Origin of the sequence: Micromonospora sp. NPDC000663 (assembly GCF_042898105.1) — a bacterium.
Taxonomy (GTDB): domain Bacteria; phylum Actinomycetota; class Actinomycetes; order Mycobacteriales; family Micromonosporaceae; genus Micromonospora.
This window is the reverse complement of sequence record NZ_JBIAYR010000001.1, coordinates 990673-1005286: the sequence shown is the minus strand read 5'-3', so window position 1 is coordinate 1005286 and position 14614 is coordinate 990673. Positions and strand designations below refer to the sequence as shown.

Annotated in this window: 16 protein-coding genes; 4 read left to right on the top strand and 12 right to left on the bottom strand. The window is 72.3% G+C overall.

Annotated features, from left to right (window positions below; all coding sequences use genetic code 11):
* Positions 1-25: 25 nt before the first annotated feature.
* Complete coding sequence (locus ACFY1S_RS04825) at positions 26-601, top strand: GNAT family N-acetyltransferase (protein WP_364366621.1); 576 nt, start codon at positions 26-28, stop codon at positions 599-601.
* Between the two features lie 82 nt (positions 602-683).
* Here ACFY1S_RS04825 and ACFY1S_RS04820 read toward each other — a convergent pair whose 3' ends face one another.
* The 7 genes from ACFY1S_RS04820 to truB all read right to left on the bottom strand — a co-directional run bounded on the left by ACFY1S_RS04820 (position 684) and on the right by truB (position 8472).
* Positions 684-1193 (bottom strand): GNAT family N-acetyltransferase, encoded by a 510-nt coding sequence (locus tag ACFY1S_RS04820; RefSeq protein ID WP_387112908.1) that lies wholly within the window; start codon positions 1191-1193, stop codon positions 684-686.
* A gap of 39 nt (positions 1194-1232) precedes the next feature.
* Positions 1233-1985: a 4-hydroxy-tetrahydrodipicolinate reductase gene (gene dapB, locus ACFY1S_RS04815; RefSeq protein ID WP_387112906.1), complete on the bottom strand. Its 753-nt coding sequence runs from the start codon at positions 1983-1985 to the stop codon at positions 1233-1235.
* A 95-nt stretch (positions 1986-2080) separates the two neighbouring features.
* Positions 2081-3478 (bottom strand): M16 family metallopeptidase, encoded by a 1398-nt coding sequence (locus ACFY1S_RS04810; RefSeq protein ID WP_387112904.1) that lies wholly within the window; start codon positions 3476-3478, stop codon positions 2081-2083.
* 47 nt (positions 3479-3525) lie between these two features.
* Complete coding sequence (locus ACFY1S_RS04805; RefSeq protein ID WP_387112902.1) at positions 3526-5916, bottom strand: polyribonucleotide nucleotidyltransferase; 2391 nt, start codon at positions 5914-5916, stop codon at positions 3526-3528.
* 225 nt (positions 5917-6141) lie between these two features.
* Positions 6142-6411 (bottom strand): 30S ribosomal protein S15, encoded by a 270-nt coding sequence (rpsO, locus tag ACFY1S_RS04800; RefSeq protein WP_030337594.1) that lies wholly within the window; start codon positions 6409-6411, stop codon positions 6142-6144.
* 191 nt (positions 6412-6602) lie between these two features.
* Positions 6603-7532 carry a bifunctional riboflavin kinase/FAD synthetase gene (locus ACFY1S_RS04795; protein WP_387112900.1) on the bottom strand — a complete coding sequence of 310 codons (930 nt, stop codon included), beginning with the start codon at positions 7530-7532 and terminating at the stop codon, positions 6603-6605.
* A gap of 55 nt (positions 7533-7587) precedes the next feature.
* The gene (truB, locus tag ACFY1S_RS04790; RefSeq protein ID WP_387112898.1) at positions 7588-8472 is read right to left on the bottom strand and encodes a tRNA pseudouridine(55) synthase TruB; all 885 of its coding nucleotides are present in this window, start codon (positions 8470-8472) and stop codon (positions 7588-7590) included.
* A 147-nt stretch (positions 8473-8619) separates the two neighbouring features.
* Here truB and ACFY1S_RS04785 point away from each other — a divergent pair, with 147 nt between their 5' ends.
* Both ACFY1S_RS04785 and ACFY1S_RS04780 read left to right on the top strand, forming a co-directional pair.
* Positions 8620-8925 (top strand): hypothetical protein, encoded by a 306-nt coding sequence (locus ACFY1S_RS04785; RefSeq protein WP_387112896.1) that lies wholly within the window; start codon positions 8620-8622, stop codon positions 8923-8925.
* Between the two features lie 116 nt (positions 8926-9041).
* Positions 9042-9290, top strand: a complete 249-nt coding sequence (locus ACFY1S_RS04780; RefSeq protein ID WP_387112894.1) for a hypothetical protein — start codon at positions 9042-9044, stop codon at positions 9288-9290.
* Positions 9291-9304: 14 nt separating this feature from the next.
* On the opposite strand, the gene ACFY1S_RS04775 is transcribed toward ACFY1S_RS04780, so the two are convergent.
* Positions 9305-10645 carry an MATE family efflux transporter gene (locus ACFY1S_RS04775; protein WP_387112892.1) on the bottom strand — a complete coding sequence of 447 codons (1341 nt, stop codon included), beginning with the start codon at positions 10643-10645 and terminating at the stop codon, positions 9305-9307.
* A 194-nt stretch (positions 10646-10839) separates the two neighbouring features.
* Here ACFY1S_RS04775 and ACFY1S_RS04770 point away from each other — a divergent pair, with 194 nt between their 5' ends.
* Complete coding sequence (locus ACFY1S_RS04770) at positions 10840-11679, top strand: hypothetical protein (protein ID WP_387112890.1); 840 nt, start codon at positions 10840-10842, stop codon at positions 11677-11679.
* A gap of 557 nt (positions 11680-12236) precedes the next feature.
* Here ACFY1S_RS04770 and ACFY1S_RS04765 read toward each other — a convergent pair.
* The 4 genes from ACFY1S_RS04765 to rbfA form a co-directional block, all read right to left on the bottom strand.
* Entirely contained in the window at positions 12237-12446 is a 210-nt protein-coding gene (locus tag ACFY1S_RS04765; protein ID WP_208761104.1) for a DUF6186 family protein, read from the bottom strand.
* On the bottom strand, positions 12446-12853 hold the full coding sequence (locus ACFY1S_RS04760) for a hypothetical protein (RefSeq protein ID WP_387112888.1): 408 nt from the start codon (positions 12851-12853) through the stop codon (positions 12446-12448). The genes ACFY1S_RS04765 and ACFY1S_RS04760 overlap by 1 nt, the downstream gene beginning before the upstream one ends.
* Before the next feature lie 87 nt (positions 12854-12940).
* On the bottom strand, positions 12941-13999 hold the full coding sequence (locus tag ACFY1S_RS04755; RefSeq protein WP_387112886.1) for a bifunctional oligoribonuclease/PAP phosphatase NrnA: 1059 nt from the start codon (positions 13997-13999) through the stop codon (positions 12941-12943).
* A complete protein-coding gene (gene rbfA / locus ACFY1S_RS04750) occupies positions 13996-14490 on the bottom strand; it encodes a 30S ribosome-binding factor RbfA (RefSeq protein ID WP_387112884.1) in 495 nt (164 codons plus the stop codon). The genes ACFY1S_RS04755 and rbfA overlap by 4 nt, the downstream gene beginning before the upstream one ends.
* Positions 14491-14614: the final 124 nt, after the last annotated feature.

The window sequence follows — 14614 nt, the reverse complement described above, 5'->3', positions numbered from 1 at the left end:
CTGGCCCTGCGTAGGCTTCCGTCCCATGGCTCTCGGGTACGTCCGCCCGGCGCGTCCCGAGGACGCCGGCGAGATCGCACGCATCCAGCTCGCGACCTGGCGGGTCGCGTACCGCCGGATCCTTCCTCGGCACGTGCTCGACAACCTGGACGAGGCGTTCCTCGCCCGGCGGTGGAGCGCCGCGGTGCTGGAGCCGCCCTCGGGCGCGCACCGGGTGCTGGTCGCCGTCGAACAGGCCGAGCAATCGTATCTGGTGGGGTTCGCCGCCTCCGGCCCGGCCGACGCCGAGGCACTCGCTCCGGGCGAGCCTGCCGACGCGCTCGGCCCGGACGTGGCCGCCGTGACCGACCTGCTCGTGGAGCCGCGCTGGGGTCGGCGGGGGCACGGCAGTCGGCTGCTCGCCGCCACCGTGGACCTGTGGCGCGAGGACGGGATGGGTCGGGCGGTGGCCTGGGCGTTCGACGGCGACGAGGCGACCCGCACGTTCCTCACCAGCACCGGGTGGGAGCCCGACGGCGCTGCCCGGGCGCTCGACGTCGACGACATGCTGGTGCCTCAGGTGCGCCTGCACGTGGCCGTGCCGGCCGAGAAGGTCGAGTGACAGCTGTGGTGGCCCCGGCCCCCTCCACTCCCCCGGCCCTCTCCACTCCCCCGCCCACTCCCCGTCGATCATGAGGTTGTCGTCATTCGGCACAGCGTGTCGTGGCGACAACCTCATGATCAACGGGGGTTTGTTGGGCTATCAGCTCTTCGTCGTCCCAGTCGCCGGTGGGGCGGAAGCCCAGGGACGTGTAGAGGGCGGCGGCCCGGGTGTTGTCGGGGTGGTAGGACAGGCGGACCGGGGGGTTGCCGGGCCGGGCCGCCAGCCAGGGGGCAAGGGTCTGCACCGTCGCGCGGCCCACGCCACGCTCCTGCTCGGCGGCGTCGATCAGCATTCCGCCGACCCAGTGCGAGCCGTCGTCGTCCACACCCCACATGACGTGGCCGACAACTGTCTCGTCGGCGTACACGGCGAGGGAGGTCCACACCTCGGAGCGCATGCTGAGCAGCAGGTAACGCGCACCCAGCGCGGCCACGAACCGGCGTTGGTCGTCGCGCGGGGCGACGTCGGCCACCGCCCGCCAGTTGTCGTCGTCGACCGGGCGCAGGGTGACCTGCCGGCCGACGCGGTCGAGATGTCTACCATCGATCATCGGCGGATGCTACCCGGTCAGCTCTTGTAGGGAGGCGGCTCAGTCGAGCAGGGCGTCCAGGCCGACGGTGAGGCCGGGGCGGTCGCGCACCGCGCGGATGGCCAGCAGTACACCGGGCATGAACGACACCCTGTCGTACGAGTCGTGCCGGATCGTCAACGTCTCGCCTGTCGTGCCGAAAAGCACCTCCTGGTGGGCGACCAGACCTGTGGCTCGGACGGCGTGCACGCGTACCCCGTCGATGTCGGCGCCCCGCGCGCCCGGCACCTCGTCAGTGGTGGCGTCCGGCACCGGGCCGAGGCCGGCCTCGGCGCGGGCCTGGGCGATCTGCCGGGCGGTGTGCGTGGCGGTGCCGCTCGGGGCGTCCAGCTTGCGCGGGTGGTGCTGCTCGATGATCTCGACGGACTCGAAGTGCCGGGCGGCCCGCGCGGCGAACTGCATCATCAGCACCGCGCCGATGCCGAAGTTCGGGGCGATGACCACGCTCACCTCGGGCCTGCCGGACAGCCAGCCGCGTACCTGCTCCAGGCGCTGCCCGGTGAAGCCTGTCGTGCCGACCACCGCGCTGATGCCCTGGTCGATGCACCACTGGAGGTTGTCCATGACGACGTCCGGCGTGGTGAAGTCGACGACCACGTCGGCGCCGGAGACGGCGGAACGGTCGTCGCCCTGGTCGACCGACGCCACGAGGGTGAGATCCTCGGCGGCCTCCACCGCCTTGCAGACCTCCATGCCCATCCGGCCACGCGCACCGAAAACGCCTACCCGAATCGTGTCCCGCTCGTCAGTCACGGGGCACAACCTATCCCAATCGGGACGTGCCCCAGTCGTCGGATCCGGTCGGCTCCACCGACCGGGACGCACACCCGGACGTACGGCGAGGGCCCTCAGACCGCGAAGTCGCTCTCCCCGAACGGGCCGACCACGGCCAGCGACATCGGGCGGCTGAGCAGCTCCGCGGCGAGGGTGTTCACGTCCTCGACGGTCACCTCGTCGACCCGGCGGAGCAGCTCGTCCACGGGCATCAGGTCGCCGTAGAGCAGCTCACCCTTGGCCAGCCGGCTCATCCGGGAGCCGGTGTCCTCCAGGCCGAGCACGAACGAGCCCTTGCTCATGCCCTTGCCCCGGGCCACCTCGGCCTCGGTCAACCCGTCGGCGGCGACCCGGGCCAGTTCGGCGCGGGTCAGGGCCAGCACCTCGTCGACCTTGCCCGGCGCGCAGCCGGCGTAGACGGCGAACAGGCCCGTGTCGGCGTACTGGCTGGCGTACGAGTACACCGAGTACGCGAGGCCGCGCTGCTCGCGGATCTCCTGGAACAGGCGGCTGGACATGCCGCCGCCGAGCACGTTGTTGAGCACCCCGAGGGCGAAGCGCCGGTCGTCGAGGCGGTCGATGCCGGGGCAGCCGAGCAGGACGTGCGCCTGCTCGGTCTCCTTCGGCTCGACAAGTGTGGTCGCCGTCTTGGTGCGTACCGCAGGGGTGGCCGCGCGGTGCGGCGCCGAGCTGGCCGGGTCGCTGTCCAGGGGGGTGCCCCGGACGGCCTGGCGCACCAGCTTGACCACCGCGGCGTGATCCAGGTTGCCGGCGGCGGCGATGACGATCTGCGGCGCCGTGTAGCGGCTTCGGTAGAAGCTCTGGATCTGCCGCCGGGTCATCGGCGTGACGGTCTCCTCGGTGCCGGAGATCAGCCGACCCAGCGGGTGGTCGCCGTAGACGGCGCGGGCGAAGAGGTCGTGCACCTCGTCACCGGGCTCGTCGTCGTGCATGGCGATCTCCTCCAGGATCACGCCACGTTCTGTCTCCACGTCGGCCGGCTCCAGCAGCGAGTCGGCGACCAGGTCGCACATCACGTCGATCGCCAGCGGCAGGTCCTCGTCCAGCACGCGGGCGTAGTAGCAGGTGTATTCCTTCGTGGTGAAGGCGTTCGTCTCGCCACCCACCGCCTCGATCTGCGAGGAGATCTCCAGTGCGGTGCGCTTGTGGGTGCCCTTGAAGAGCAGGTGCTCCAGGAAGTGCGCGGCGCCGGCCTGCGGGCCGGTCTCGTCACGCGAGCCGACCGCCACCCAGACGCCGAACGAGACGCTGCGCATCGCCGGAATCGCCTCCGTGAGCACGCGCAGGCCGCTGGGCAGCACGGTACGACGTACCGTGCCGCCCAGCGGGTCGTCGCTGAGCGTCCGGGTCACCGCGCGGGCGGTGCCGCCGGAACGGCCCGCCCCGGTGGCCCGAGACGGAGCCACCCCCCGTCGATCCGGTGGAAACGGCGCACTGAAGGCCCGACTCACGTGGTGCTCCCGGTTCGACGAGGGGTGGGTGATGCGGTGTACGACTGTCAGCTGTGCCGGGTCCGGCGGCGCGGACGCTCGCCGCCCTCGCCACCACCCTCGCCGCCGCCGCCTTCGCCACGGTCGCCGCGCTCCGGGCCACGCCCGCCCCGGTCGCCGCCACGCTCGCGGTCGCCCCGGTCACGCGGACCCCGCTCGCCCCGGTCCCGGCCAGCCGGTCGGTCGCCACCGGCGGCCTCACCGGCGGCCGGCGCCTCGGCGCCCTCCGGGCGGACCTTGTCCAGGTAGATCTTGCCGCGGGCGTCGATGTCCGCGATCTCGACCTCGACCCGGTCGCCGACGTTGAGGAAGTCCTCGACGCGCTCGACCCGCTTGCCGTCGCCCACCTTGGAGATGTGCAGCAGGCCGTCCCGGCCCGGCAGCAGCGAGATGAACGCACCGAACGCGGCGGTCTTGACCACCGTGCCGAGGAACCGCTCGCCCTGCTTGGGCAGGGTCGGGTTGGCGATGCCGTTGATCCGGTCGACGGCCGCCTGGGCCGACGGGCCGTTGGTGGCGCCGACGTAGATCGTGCCGTCGTCCTCGATGGAGATCTCGGCGCCGGTCTCGTCCTGGATCGCATTGATGGTCTGGCCCTTCGGGCCGATCACCATGCCGATCTTGTCGACCGGGATCTTGACGGTGGTGACCCGCGGCGCGTAGTCCGACATCTCGGCCGGAGCCTCGATAGCCGCCTTCATCACGCCGAGGATGACCTGCCGGGCCTCGTTGGCCTGCTGAAGCGCGGCGGCCAGCACGTCCGACGGGATGCCGTTGAGCTTGGTGTCGAGCTGGAGCGCGGTGACGAACTCAGGCGTACCTGCGACCTTGAAGTCCATGTCACCGAACGCGTCCTCGGCACCGAGGATGTCGGTGAGCGTCACGTACTGGGTCTTGCCGTCCACCTCGTCGGAGATGAGACCCATCGCGATGCCGGCGACCGGCGCCTTCAACGGCACACCCGCGGAGAGCAGGCCCAGCGTCGAGGCGCAGACCGAACCCATCGAGGTGGAGCCGTTGGAGCCGAGCGCCTCGGACACCTGCCGGATGGCGTACGGGAACTCCTCGCGCGACGGCAGCACCGGGATCAGCGCGCGCTCGGCGAGAGCGCCGTGGCCGATCTCGCGACGCTTCGGCGAGCCGACCCGGCCGGTCTCACCCGTCGAGTACGGCGGGAAGTTGTAGTTGTGCATGTAGCGCTTGCGGTTCTCCGGGGACAGCGTGTCCACCATCTGCTCCATACGGAGCATGTTCAGCGTGGTGACGCCCAGGATCTGGGTCTCGCCCCGCTCGAACAGCGCCGAACCGTGCACCCGGGGCAGCACGCCGACCTCGGCGGTCAGCGCCCGGATGTCGCGCGGGCCACGCCCGTCCATGCGGACCTGCTCGCGTAGCACGCGGTTGCGCACCTCGGACTTGGTCAGCGAGCGGAAGGCTGCGGACAGCTCCTTCTCCCGACCCTCGAACCGAGCGCCCAGCTCCTCGGCGACCCGGGCCTTGACCCGGTCCAGGGCCTCCTCGCGGTCGGCCTTGCCGGCGATGGTGATCGCCTCGGCCACGTCACCGCGGGCGAACTCGGCCACGGCGTCGTAGACGTCGTCCTGGTAGTCCAGGAAGACCGGGAACTCGGCGACCGGCTTGGCGGCGACCTCGGCCAGCTCGCTCTGCGCGCGGCACAGCTCACGGATCGCCGGCTTGGCGGCCTCCAGGCCGCTGGCCACGACCTCCTCGGTCGGGGCGGCGGCACCGGCCGAGATGAGCGCGACGGCGTTCGGGGTGGCCTCGGCCTCGACCATCATGATCGCGACGTCGCCGTCGTCGAGCGTGCGGCCGGCCACGACCATGTCGAAGGTGGCCCGGGCCAGCTCCTCCAGGGTCGGGAAGGCGACCCACTGGCCATCGATGTGGGCGACACGGGTCGCCCCGATCGGGCCGGAGAACGGCAGACCCGAGAGCTTCGTCGACATCGAGGCGGCGTTGATCGCCACGACGTCGTACGGGTGCTGCGGGTCGAGCGCGAGGATGGTCTCGACGACCTGGACCTCGTTGCGCAGGCCCTTGACGAAGGACGGGCGCAGCGGCCTGTCGATCAGGCGGCAGGTGAGGATCGCGTCCTCGCTGGGCCGGCCCTCACGGCGGAAGAACGAGCCGGGGATGCGGCCCGCGGCGTACATCCGCTCCTCGACGTCGACGGTCAGCGGGAAGAAGTCGAACTGCTCCTTCGGCTGCTTGCCGGCGGTGGTGGCGGAGAGAACCACCGTCTCGCCCAGCTGGGCGATGACGGAACCGGCGGCCTGACGGGCCAGCCGGCCGGTGGAGAAGGTGATCTCACGGGTGCCGAAGGACCCGTTGTCGATCACGGCGGTGCGGGATTCGGTGCCGAGTTTGGTCTCGGTCATGTGCTGTCGTGCTCCTTCGCGTCGTGGGCCTGCGACGTCGGGGAGCTGCTCAGCCGGCCGGTCTTCGATCGAAGCGCCCGGGTGGCCGGCGCAATGCCGGGTTCCCGGGGGCCACTACCGGAGACCGGTACGCTGACCGGCTCCCTCTCGGGTGGTCGCGCGGCCCGTGTTCTTCAGGTGGGACGCGGTGCGGGGGAGCGGCCGGTCGGCCACTCCCCCGTCACGTCACCGGCGCAGGCCGAGCCGCTCGATGAGCGACCGGTAGCGCGCAATGTCCTTCTTCTGGACGTAGTTGAGCAGCCGACGGCGACGGCCGACCAGCAGCAGCAGCCCACGGCGGCTGTGGTGGTCGTGCTTGTGCACCTTCAGGTGCTCGGTCAGCTCGGCGATCCGCTTGGTGAGGACCGCGACCTGGACCTCCGGCGAACCGGTGTCGCCCTCGGCGGTCGCGTACTCCGCACGGATGCTGGCCTTGGCTTCCTGGTCGAGCGCCATGTTCTCCCTGTTTCGATGGGTTGATCAAGTGGGTGTCCGTCGTCCCGATGGACCGGGAACGGACCGGTACCTCGCACCCGCGGCGTCGAGCAGGCACGCGAGGCCCCACGCCGGTCACCCGACGTCCCGGCAAGACTACCAGCACCCGCCGGTAACAGCCGGCCAAGGGCCTCGGCCGGGCCGCGTGAGGGTCAGCTCAGGGCGCGTCGGGTGCGCTCGACGTCCTGGTTCATCTGGGCGATCAACGGCTCGATCGAGTCGTACCGGACCTGCCCCCGCAGGTGCGCCACGAAGTCCAGGGCCAGCCGCTCGCCGTACAGGTCGCCGGAGAAGTCCAGCGCGTACGCCTCGACCCGCCGCTCCCGCCCGGAGAAGGTCGGGTTGGTGCCCACCGACACGGCAGCCATCAGCGGCTCGTGCTGGCCGCGGCGGATCAGCCGGGCCGCGTACACCCCGTCGGCGGGCACCGCCGCGTACCTGTGGCAGAGCAGGTTGGCGGTGGGGAAGCCCAGCTCCCGGCCGCGCTGGTCGCCGCGGACCACCACGCCCTCGAGCCGGTGCGGCCGGCCCAGCGCCGCCGCCGCCGCGCCGACGTCGCCCGCGTCGACGCAGGAGCGGATGTACGTGGAGGAGAAGACGGTGCCGTCCTCGGTGACCAGCGGGCCGCCCTCCACGCCGAAGCCGAAGGTCTGGCCGAGCCGCTCCAGCAGCGCCACGTCACCGGCGGCGCGGTGCCCGAAGCGGAAGTTGCCGCCGACCACCACAAGCGCGGCGTGCAGGTGCTCGACCAGGACGTCGTGCACGAACTGTTCGGCAGGCAGCCGGGAGAATTCCTGGGTAAACGGCACCACGCAGAGCACGTCCACGCCGAGCGCCTCGATCAGTTCCGCCTTGCGGGCCTGCTCGGTGAGCACCGCCGGGTGCGAGCCGGGGCGGACCACCTCGGCCGGGTGCGGATCGAAGGTGACCACCACCGACTGCACGCCCAACTCCCGGGCGCGGGCCACGGCGTGGCCGATCGTCGCCTGGTGCCCCCTGTGTACGCCGTCGAAGACGCCGATGGTGACGACCGAGCGTCCCCACCCTCCGGGCGCCGCGTCGTACCCCCGCCACCGCTGCATGCCGCTCCTCCCCTGCTGTCCCGCCGGCCGGGGCCGGCGGACCTGCGCCCCGCCGTCAGGCCGGGGCGAGCACGATCTCCGCGCGGGCCCGCCCGTCCCGCTCGCTGACGATAGCGATCAGGCCGCCCGCCGGACCGAAGACGGCGTACGGCCCGGTGCGCCCGGTGGGGTCCAGCGGGCCGCCGTGGGCGAGCACCCGCGCCTCGTCGGGCGTGGCGTCACGGCGCGGGAAGAACCTGTCGGCCGCCGCGTCCAGCGGGAGGTTCACCACGGCCGGGGCGCGCTGCTCCAGCTCGTCGAGGGTGACCGCCTCGTCGAGGGTGAAGCCGCCGACCGCCGTCCGGCGCAGCGCGGTCAGGTGCCCACCGACGCCGAGCGCCAGGCCCGCGTCCCTGGCGATGGCCCTGATGTACGTGCCGGAGGAGCAGGTCACGTCCACGTCCACGTCGACCACGTCCGGTTCGGTACGGCGGATCGCCAGCACCTCCAGTCGGGATATGGTGACCCGACGCGCCGGCAGTTCCACGCTCTCGCCGTCGCGGACCCTCTTGTACGCCCGCTGTCCGTTGATCTTGATGGCGCTGACCGCGCTCGGCACCTGGTCGACCTCGCCGCTCAGGCCCGCCAGCGCCGCGCGGATCGCCTCGTCGGTCACCAGGCCGGCCGGGGTGGTGGCGATCACGTCGCCCTCGGCGTCGTCGGTGACTGTGGCCTGACCGAGCCGGACGGTGGCGGTGTAGCTCTTGCCCGCGCCGATCACGTACGTCAACAGCCGGGTGGCCCGGCCCACACCGATGACGAGCACTCCGGTGGCCATCGGGTCGAGGGTGCCGCCGTGGCCGACCCGGCGGGTCTTCGCCAGTCGGCGGATCCGCGCCACGACGTCGTGCGACGTCATGCCGCCGGGTTTGTCGACCACGATCAGACCATCGGTGCTCACGTCGGCCAAGCCTGCCAGACGCCCGGTAGGCGCGGATGCGTGGGCGGCGCTTCATGCCGCGCGACGGGAGTGGACGGGGCAGCGCGCCGCCCCCCGGGATGCAATGATCATCCGCCCCCTACCGTCGTCGCCACACCAGGACCGCCGATGACCCCCGACCAACGTCCGGCCCACGAGCACCGCGACCCCGTCGACCTGCCGGACTGGATGCGGCAGCCCACCCCAGCGCGGCGAACCCCCGCACGGCTGCTCGACGGCCTCGTGGAGCGGCATCCGAGGTTGGACGCCGCCCGCCGCGCGTGGTGGCGGTGGCGCGACCGGACCCGGTGGGGCGATTCGCATCCGCACGTCGTCGCCGTGGTGTCGTTCGTCGTCGCCGCCGTGCTGGGGACGGCTGCGGTGTTCGGCGCCTACTACCTGTTCGCGCTGGCGATGGGTGACCACTACTACTGACGGAGGACCTGTGGCGGACACGCCAACGGCGGGCGAGCGGACGCCACCGGATCCGGGAGCGCCCCCCCGGCCCCGCACCGGTCGCCGAGATCAACCCGGTCCAGTTGCCGGACTGGATGCGGTCACCGGAGGTCGAGCACCAACCGACCGGGCTGGACCGGCTGCGCTTCTTCTCGGCCCGGCACAACGGCCCGCTGCTGATCGGCTCCGGCATGGCGCTGGCCCTGCTGCTGGTGGTCGGCCTCGCGATCATGAGCTGGGTCGCCTACGGTGCCCGCGCGACGCCCATGCCGTGCGCCACCCCGGGCAGCACCACCCCGGTCGACGTGGCCGGCGCCGTCGGGCCTACCCCAGGCCCCTGCTGATCCGGAGGGCGCGGTCAGCGGATCGCCCCGACGACCGCCCACCTGCCGTTGCGCAGACGCAGCAGTAGGGCGACCAGCCGGATCACCACGAACAGGGTGAGCCCTGCCCAGATGCCGCCCAGCCCGAGATCCAGCACGTACGCCAGCCAGATGGCCGGCAGGAAGCCGCCGAGCGCCGCCACGATTGTGAGGTTGCGCAGGTAGCGCACGTCGCCGGCGCCGATCAGCACGCCGTCCAGGGCGAACACCACCCCGGCCAGCGGCAGCATGACGACGAACCACGGCCAGGCCACCATGGCCTGTTCGCGTACCTGCGGATCGGAGCTGAACCACGACGGCACGACGCCGGCGCCGGCGGCGATGAGCGCCGCGAAGCCGATGCCGCAGACGCCGCCGAGCCTGCCGATCCGTCGGGCCAGCGCCCGGGCGTCCGCCGCGTCGCCGGCTCCGAGCGCGGCACCGACCAGGGACTGCGCGGCGATGGCGAGGGCGTCGAGCACCAGCGCCGAGAAGAACCAGAGTTGCAGGGCGATCTGGTGGGCGCCCACGGCGGCGGCGCCGAAGCGGGCGGCGACGGCGGTCGCGGACAGGAAGCTGGCCTGGAACGCCACGCCCCGGATCAGCAGGTCCCGGCTGAGCACCAGTTGCTGGCGGATCACCCGGGGTTGCGGCCGCAGCGACACCCGTTCGGCGACAAGCGCGGCGGCGAAGAGCCCACCGGCGATGGTCTGGGCCACCACGTTGGCGACCGCGGAACCGGCCAGGCCGAGCCCGCCGGGGTAGACCAGCAGGGGGCAGAGCAGCGCGGACAGCAGGTTGGGGCCGAGCACGAAGTACAACGGGCGGCGGGTGTCCTGCACGCCGCGCAGCCAGCCGTTGCCGGCGGCGGCGAGCAGCAGGCCCGGGGCGCCGAGGGCCGCGATCCGCAGCCACTGCGCGGCGGCGTCGGCCACGTCGCCACCGCCGCCGGCGAGGGTACGTGCCAACGCGCCGCCGCCGAACTGCATCCCGATCGCGATCAGCAGTCCGACACCGAACGCCAACCAGGACGACTGGACGCCCTCGGCGACGGCGGCGGCCCGGTCGCCCGCGCCGAAGCGACGGGCCGCCCGTCCGGTGGTGCCGTACGCGACGACGGTGCCGACCCAGGCGGTGAGCGTCATCACCGTGCCGGCGACGGCGAGCGCGGCGAGCGGAACCCGGCCGAGGTGCCCGACCACCGCCGTGTCGACGAGCACGTAGAGCGGCTCGGCGGCGAGCACCACGAGGGCCGGCAGGGCGAGCGCGGCGATGCGGCGAGGCGAGGCCGATCCGGCGGTGGCCGGCGCGGTGTCGGTGTGGGCTGGCTGGCTCATCGCCGCCGATCCTGGCACGGCCAGAGTAAGGAGTGCAAGGCGCCTAATGACTTACGCGTGCCGCTCCCCGTCCGGCGCTGGCCGGCGGGGCGACAGTGGCCGGGACGAGTGCCGGCCGCTCCGCTTGCATGGCTTACTACCCTGACGACGTTCCCCCGATCTTGGCAACGTTCCGACAGCGATAAGGGCTTACGATGAGTGACCAATACCCTCCGTACGGGCAGCAGCCTGACCCGAACGTCACGCCCTGGAGCGGGCCTCCCGCGCCGCAGCAGGGCGGGTACCCGCCCTACGGGCAGCCGCCCCCGATGCCGCAGTACGGCGCCCCCGTTCCGCCGGCCAAGAAGTCGAACAAGGGCCTGATCATCGGACTTGCTGTCGGCGCGGTCGTCCTCCTGCTCGCCATGTGCGGCGGCGGCATCGGCCTCCTGGTCGCCCTCGGAAACGACGACGACGAGCCCACGACCGTCACGTCCACCGAACCCACCCCCGGCACGACGGCCTCCCCCACGTCCGGGCAGTCGGGCCCTCCGAGCGACAACAACTCGATGACGGCCCGCTTCTCCAGCGACTTGTCGAACGTCTGCGAGGGCAGCCGGATCCTGAACGCGGCACCCTACAGCGGCCCGGCCGGCGCCAAGGCGTACACGTTCTCGAACAGCCCGGACCGGCCGACGTTCTGGTCGTCGAAGTACATCGCGTCGAGCAAGCCCTACTCGGCCAAGACCACCGAGTACCAGACGGTGTCGGTGGTCGGCTGCCTCGAGTTCGTGGAGGGCAGCCAGGGTGAGCCGACGAAGTGCCTGTACAAGGACAAGGACGGCAAGCAGGTCAGCGTGGACTACATCTCGTCGCGCTACACCCTGACCTTCTACGCCGCCAAGACCGGCGAGAAGATCGGTGACGGTGGCACCGTGGCCGCCCCGGCGAACAGGTGCCCGAGCGTCATCTCGTACAACAGCACCACCAGGAAGGCGTACGCGTCGCCGGACTCCGGCACCATCGAGACCGCCCTGGACAAGTTCCTGTCCTGAGCAGCTCCCCGGGCGGCCGGGGCAGGACGGGGACACCCGGCCCGCCCCGGCCGCCCGGGCGTTGCCGGGTCGAGCGGGACAGGCACGGGACGGCGCGGACGCCGAGGATCGCGAGCGGCAGCCGGGTCAGGGCGTCGAGCCGGGCGCGTGGTCGCGCTGCCGCGGGACGCCTCGGCGGCGTCCCGCCGCCTGGAACGATCTACTGACGGGTGTCCATCGACGTCTGCAGCGCGCGGCGGGCCTGCTCGCGGGCGTCGTCAGTGGTTTCGGGCTTGGGCTTGTTCGCCATGGTGGCGCTCCTTCCAGGGTGTGAGCCACCGACGCGCGGCGGCCCTCACGGGGGGTCGTGCTGAGCGCCCCACGGCGGTCCGGGGTTACCGGAGCAGCCGACTGGGCAGCGTGAGCCCGGGTCGGTGCGACCCTGGAGGGAGGCGGCGCGAGGTGTGGCACCACAGCCCACGACCTGCACCGCAGCGCGGTGCCGGCCGTCTCCCAAGTTATCGTTCAGGTCCACATGCTGCTCCTGGTTCCCGCCATTTGGACGGGCGGCAGCCGACTCAGCGGGCCAGGAAGTGCCAGCCCAGCCACCACCAGAACCCGAACAGACCGATCCGGCCCACCGGCACCGGGCCGACCTCGTACCGCATCACGTACGCGCAGACCTCGCCCAGGGTCGGGATGCGGGAGCCCTCCCGCCGGGCCAGCCACTCGACCGCCGCGAACAGGGCCAGCGAGGTGAGGAAACCGCCGATCGCGAGCGCCCGCATCATCGCCGCACCAGCCCCCAGAACGCGGCCAACCAGGCGAACCACGCCGCCGACCGGGTCAGGTGGTCCTCCAGCAGCGGATCGGCCAGCCGGGAGAAGGTGGGAAAGTCGTCACCGACAGCCATGACGAAGGTGACGCCCTCGAAGACCCCGAACACCACCACCGGCAGCGCCCACCAGGCCGCGCCCGCACCCAACCGGCGCGGCGCCGGCCGGCGTGGCACCCGGTTGCTCAGACCGAGCCAGATCAGCACGCCACCGGTGCCGAGGGTGTACAGATTCGCCTCGGTGGAGAACGACACGAACCGCCCACCGACGAGCGACAGGCAGACCAGGACGGGGACGGAGACGGCGGGCCGATCCCAGGCGCGGGGGGCCTCCACGGTGAGGTCGTGCGGCTGCTCCATCCCGCAATTCTTCCCGCTATCACGGAGTGCCGAAAGACCAACACTCCCCGGAGCTGACCCTGATCTTCCCCGCCCGGCGCAAACCCCTCAGGCGTCGGAGCGAATCAGCGCCGCGTCCAGCTGATCGCGGATCGACCCGATCACCTGCTCGGCGCTCCCCCGGCCGGTGAAGCCCGCCGCGAACCGGTGGCCACCACCGCCCAGCGCGACCGCTACCCGACTGACGTCGACCCCGCCCTTGCTGCGCATGGACACCGCCCACTCGTCCGGCCGGACCTGCTTCAACACGCAGCTCACGTCCGCCTCGGCGGTGCACCGCACCGAGTCGATGAGCGCCTCCAGCACGTACGGGCGCTGGTCGTGCCGGCTCAGGTCCTCAAGCGTGGCGAAGGTCCACACCAGCCCACGGCCGTCGGCGGCGGCCGGCTCCAGCCGGGCCCTGCCGAGCACCTCACCGAAGAGACGCACCGCGCCGAAGGGACGGGTGTCGAAGACCCGTCGGGAGATGTCCCCCGGCGAGATGCCGGTGGCGAGCAACCGGGCGGCCAGGTGGTGCACGGCAGGGGTGGTCGCCTCGAACCGGAACGAACCGGTGTCCGTGGTAAGCGCCACGTACAGGCACTCGGCGATGGCCCGGTCCAGCGGTACGCCGAGCCGGGTCAGCAACTGCTCGGCCACCACCGACGTCGCGGCGGCGGTCGGGTCGACCAGGTTGACGGTGCCGAAGCCGTCGTTGGAGGCGTGATGGTCGAGCACCAACGCCGCGCCGGCGCTGGTCAACCGCCCGGCCAACTCGCCCAGACGCGACTGGCTCGCCGCATCGAAGCAGATCACCAGGTCCGGTGCCGGGTCCACGTCACTCGCCGGAACCAGAAGCTCCAGGCCGGGCAGCCCACGGAATGGTTCGGGCACCTCCGGCGGCCCGGGGAAGGTCGCCTGCAACCTGCCCACACCGAGGCGCAGCAGCCCCAGACCGAAGCCGAGCATGCTGCCCAGCGCGTCCCCGTCCGGATTCACGTGGCAGATCAGCAGCACCCGCCCGGTCGGTGGAAGAGCACGGATCAGCGCCTCGGCCGCCGCCCAGTCCGCCTCGGCGGGGCCGGCACCGACCGGCGGGGCGAGCTGCGCGCCGGCGGTGCCGGTCACCGCGCTTCCCCACCCCGAGGGGTCTCCGTGACGTCGGCGGCCTCGTCTGCCTCGTCCGTCTCGTCATCGTCCTCGTCGTCGACCCGGTACGGCTGCGCCTCGCCCGCGTACTCCGCCCGGGCGGCGAGCCGCTGCACCTCGGCGTCGGCGTTGCGGGCCGCGGCCAGCAGATCGTCGATGTGCTTGACCTGGTCCTGCACGTCGTCCAGGACGAACGTGAGCGTCGGCGAGTGCCGCAGCCCGAGAGCCTTGCCGACGGTGCTGCGCAGCAGCCCCTTGGCGCTCTCCAGGGCCGCCGCGGTGTCCGCCTGCGCCACCGCGTCACCCAGCACCGTGTAGAAGACGGTCGCATCACGCAGATCCGCGGTGATCCGGGCATCGGTGATGGTGATCATGCCGAGCCGCGGATCCTTGATCTGGCTCCGCACCACCGACGCGACCAGCTCACGCACCCGTTCCGCGTGCCGGCGTACCTTGGCCGGATCAGACATCTCGCCACCTCCACGGCGTCCTGCTCCCGGCCGCCCGGCGACCCGCAGGACGCCGGCCGACCGGCCAACAACTCGAACACTACCTTCGCGGCCGGAGCCGGTCGCCCGGCCCGGCCGGCACCCT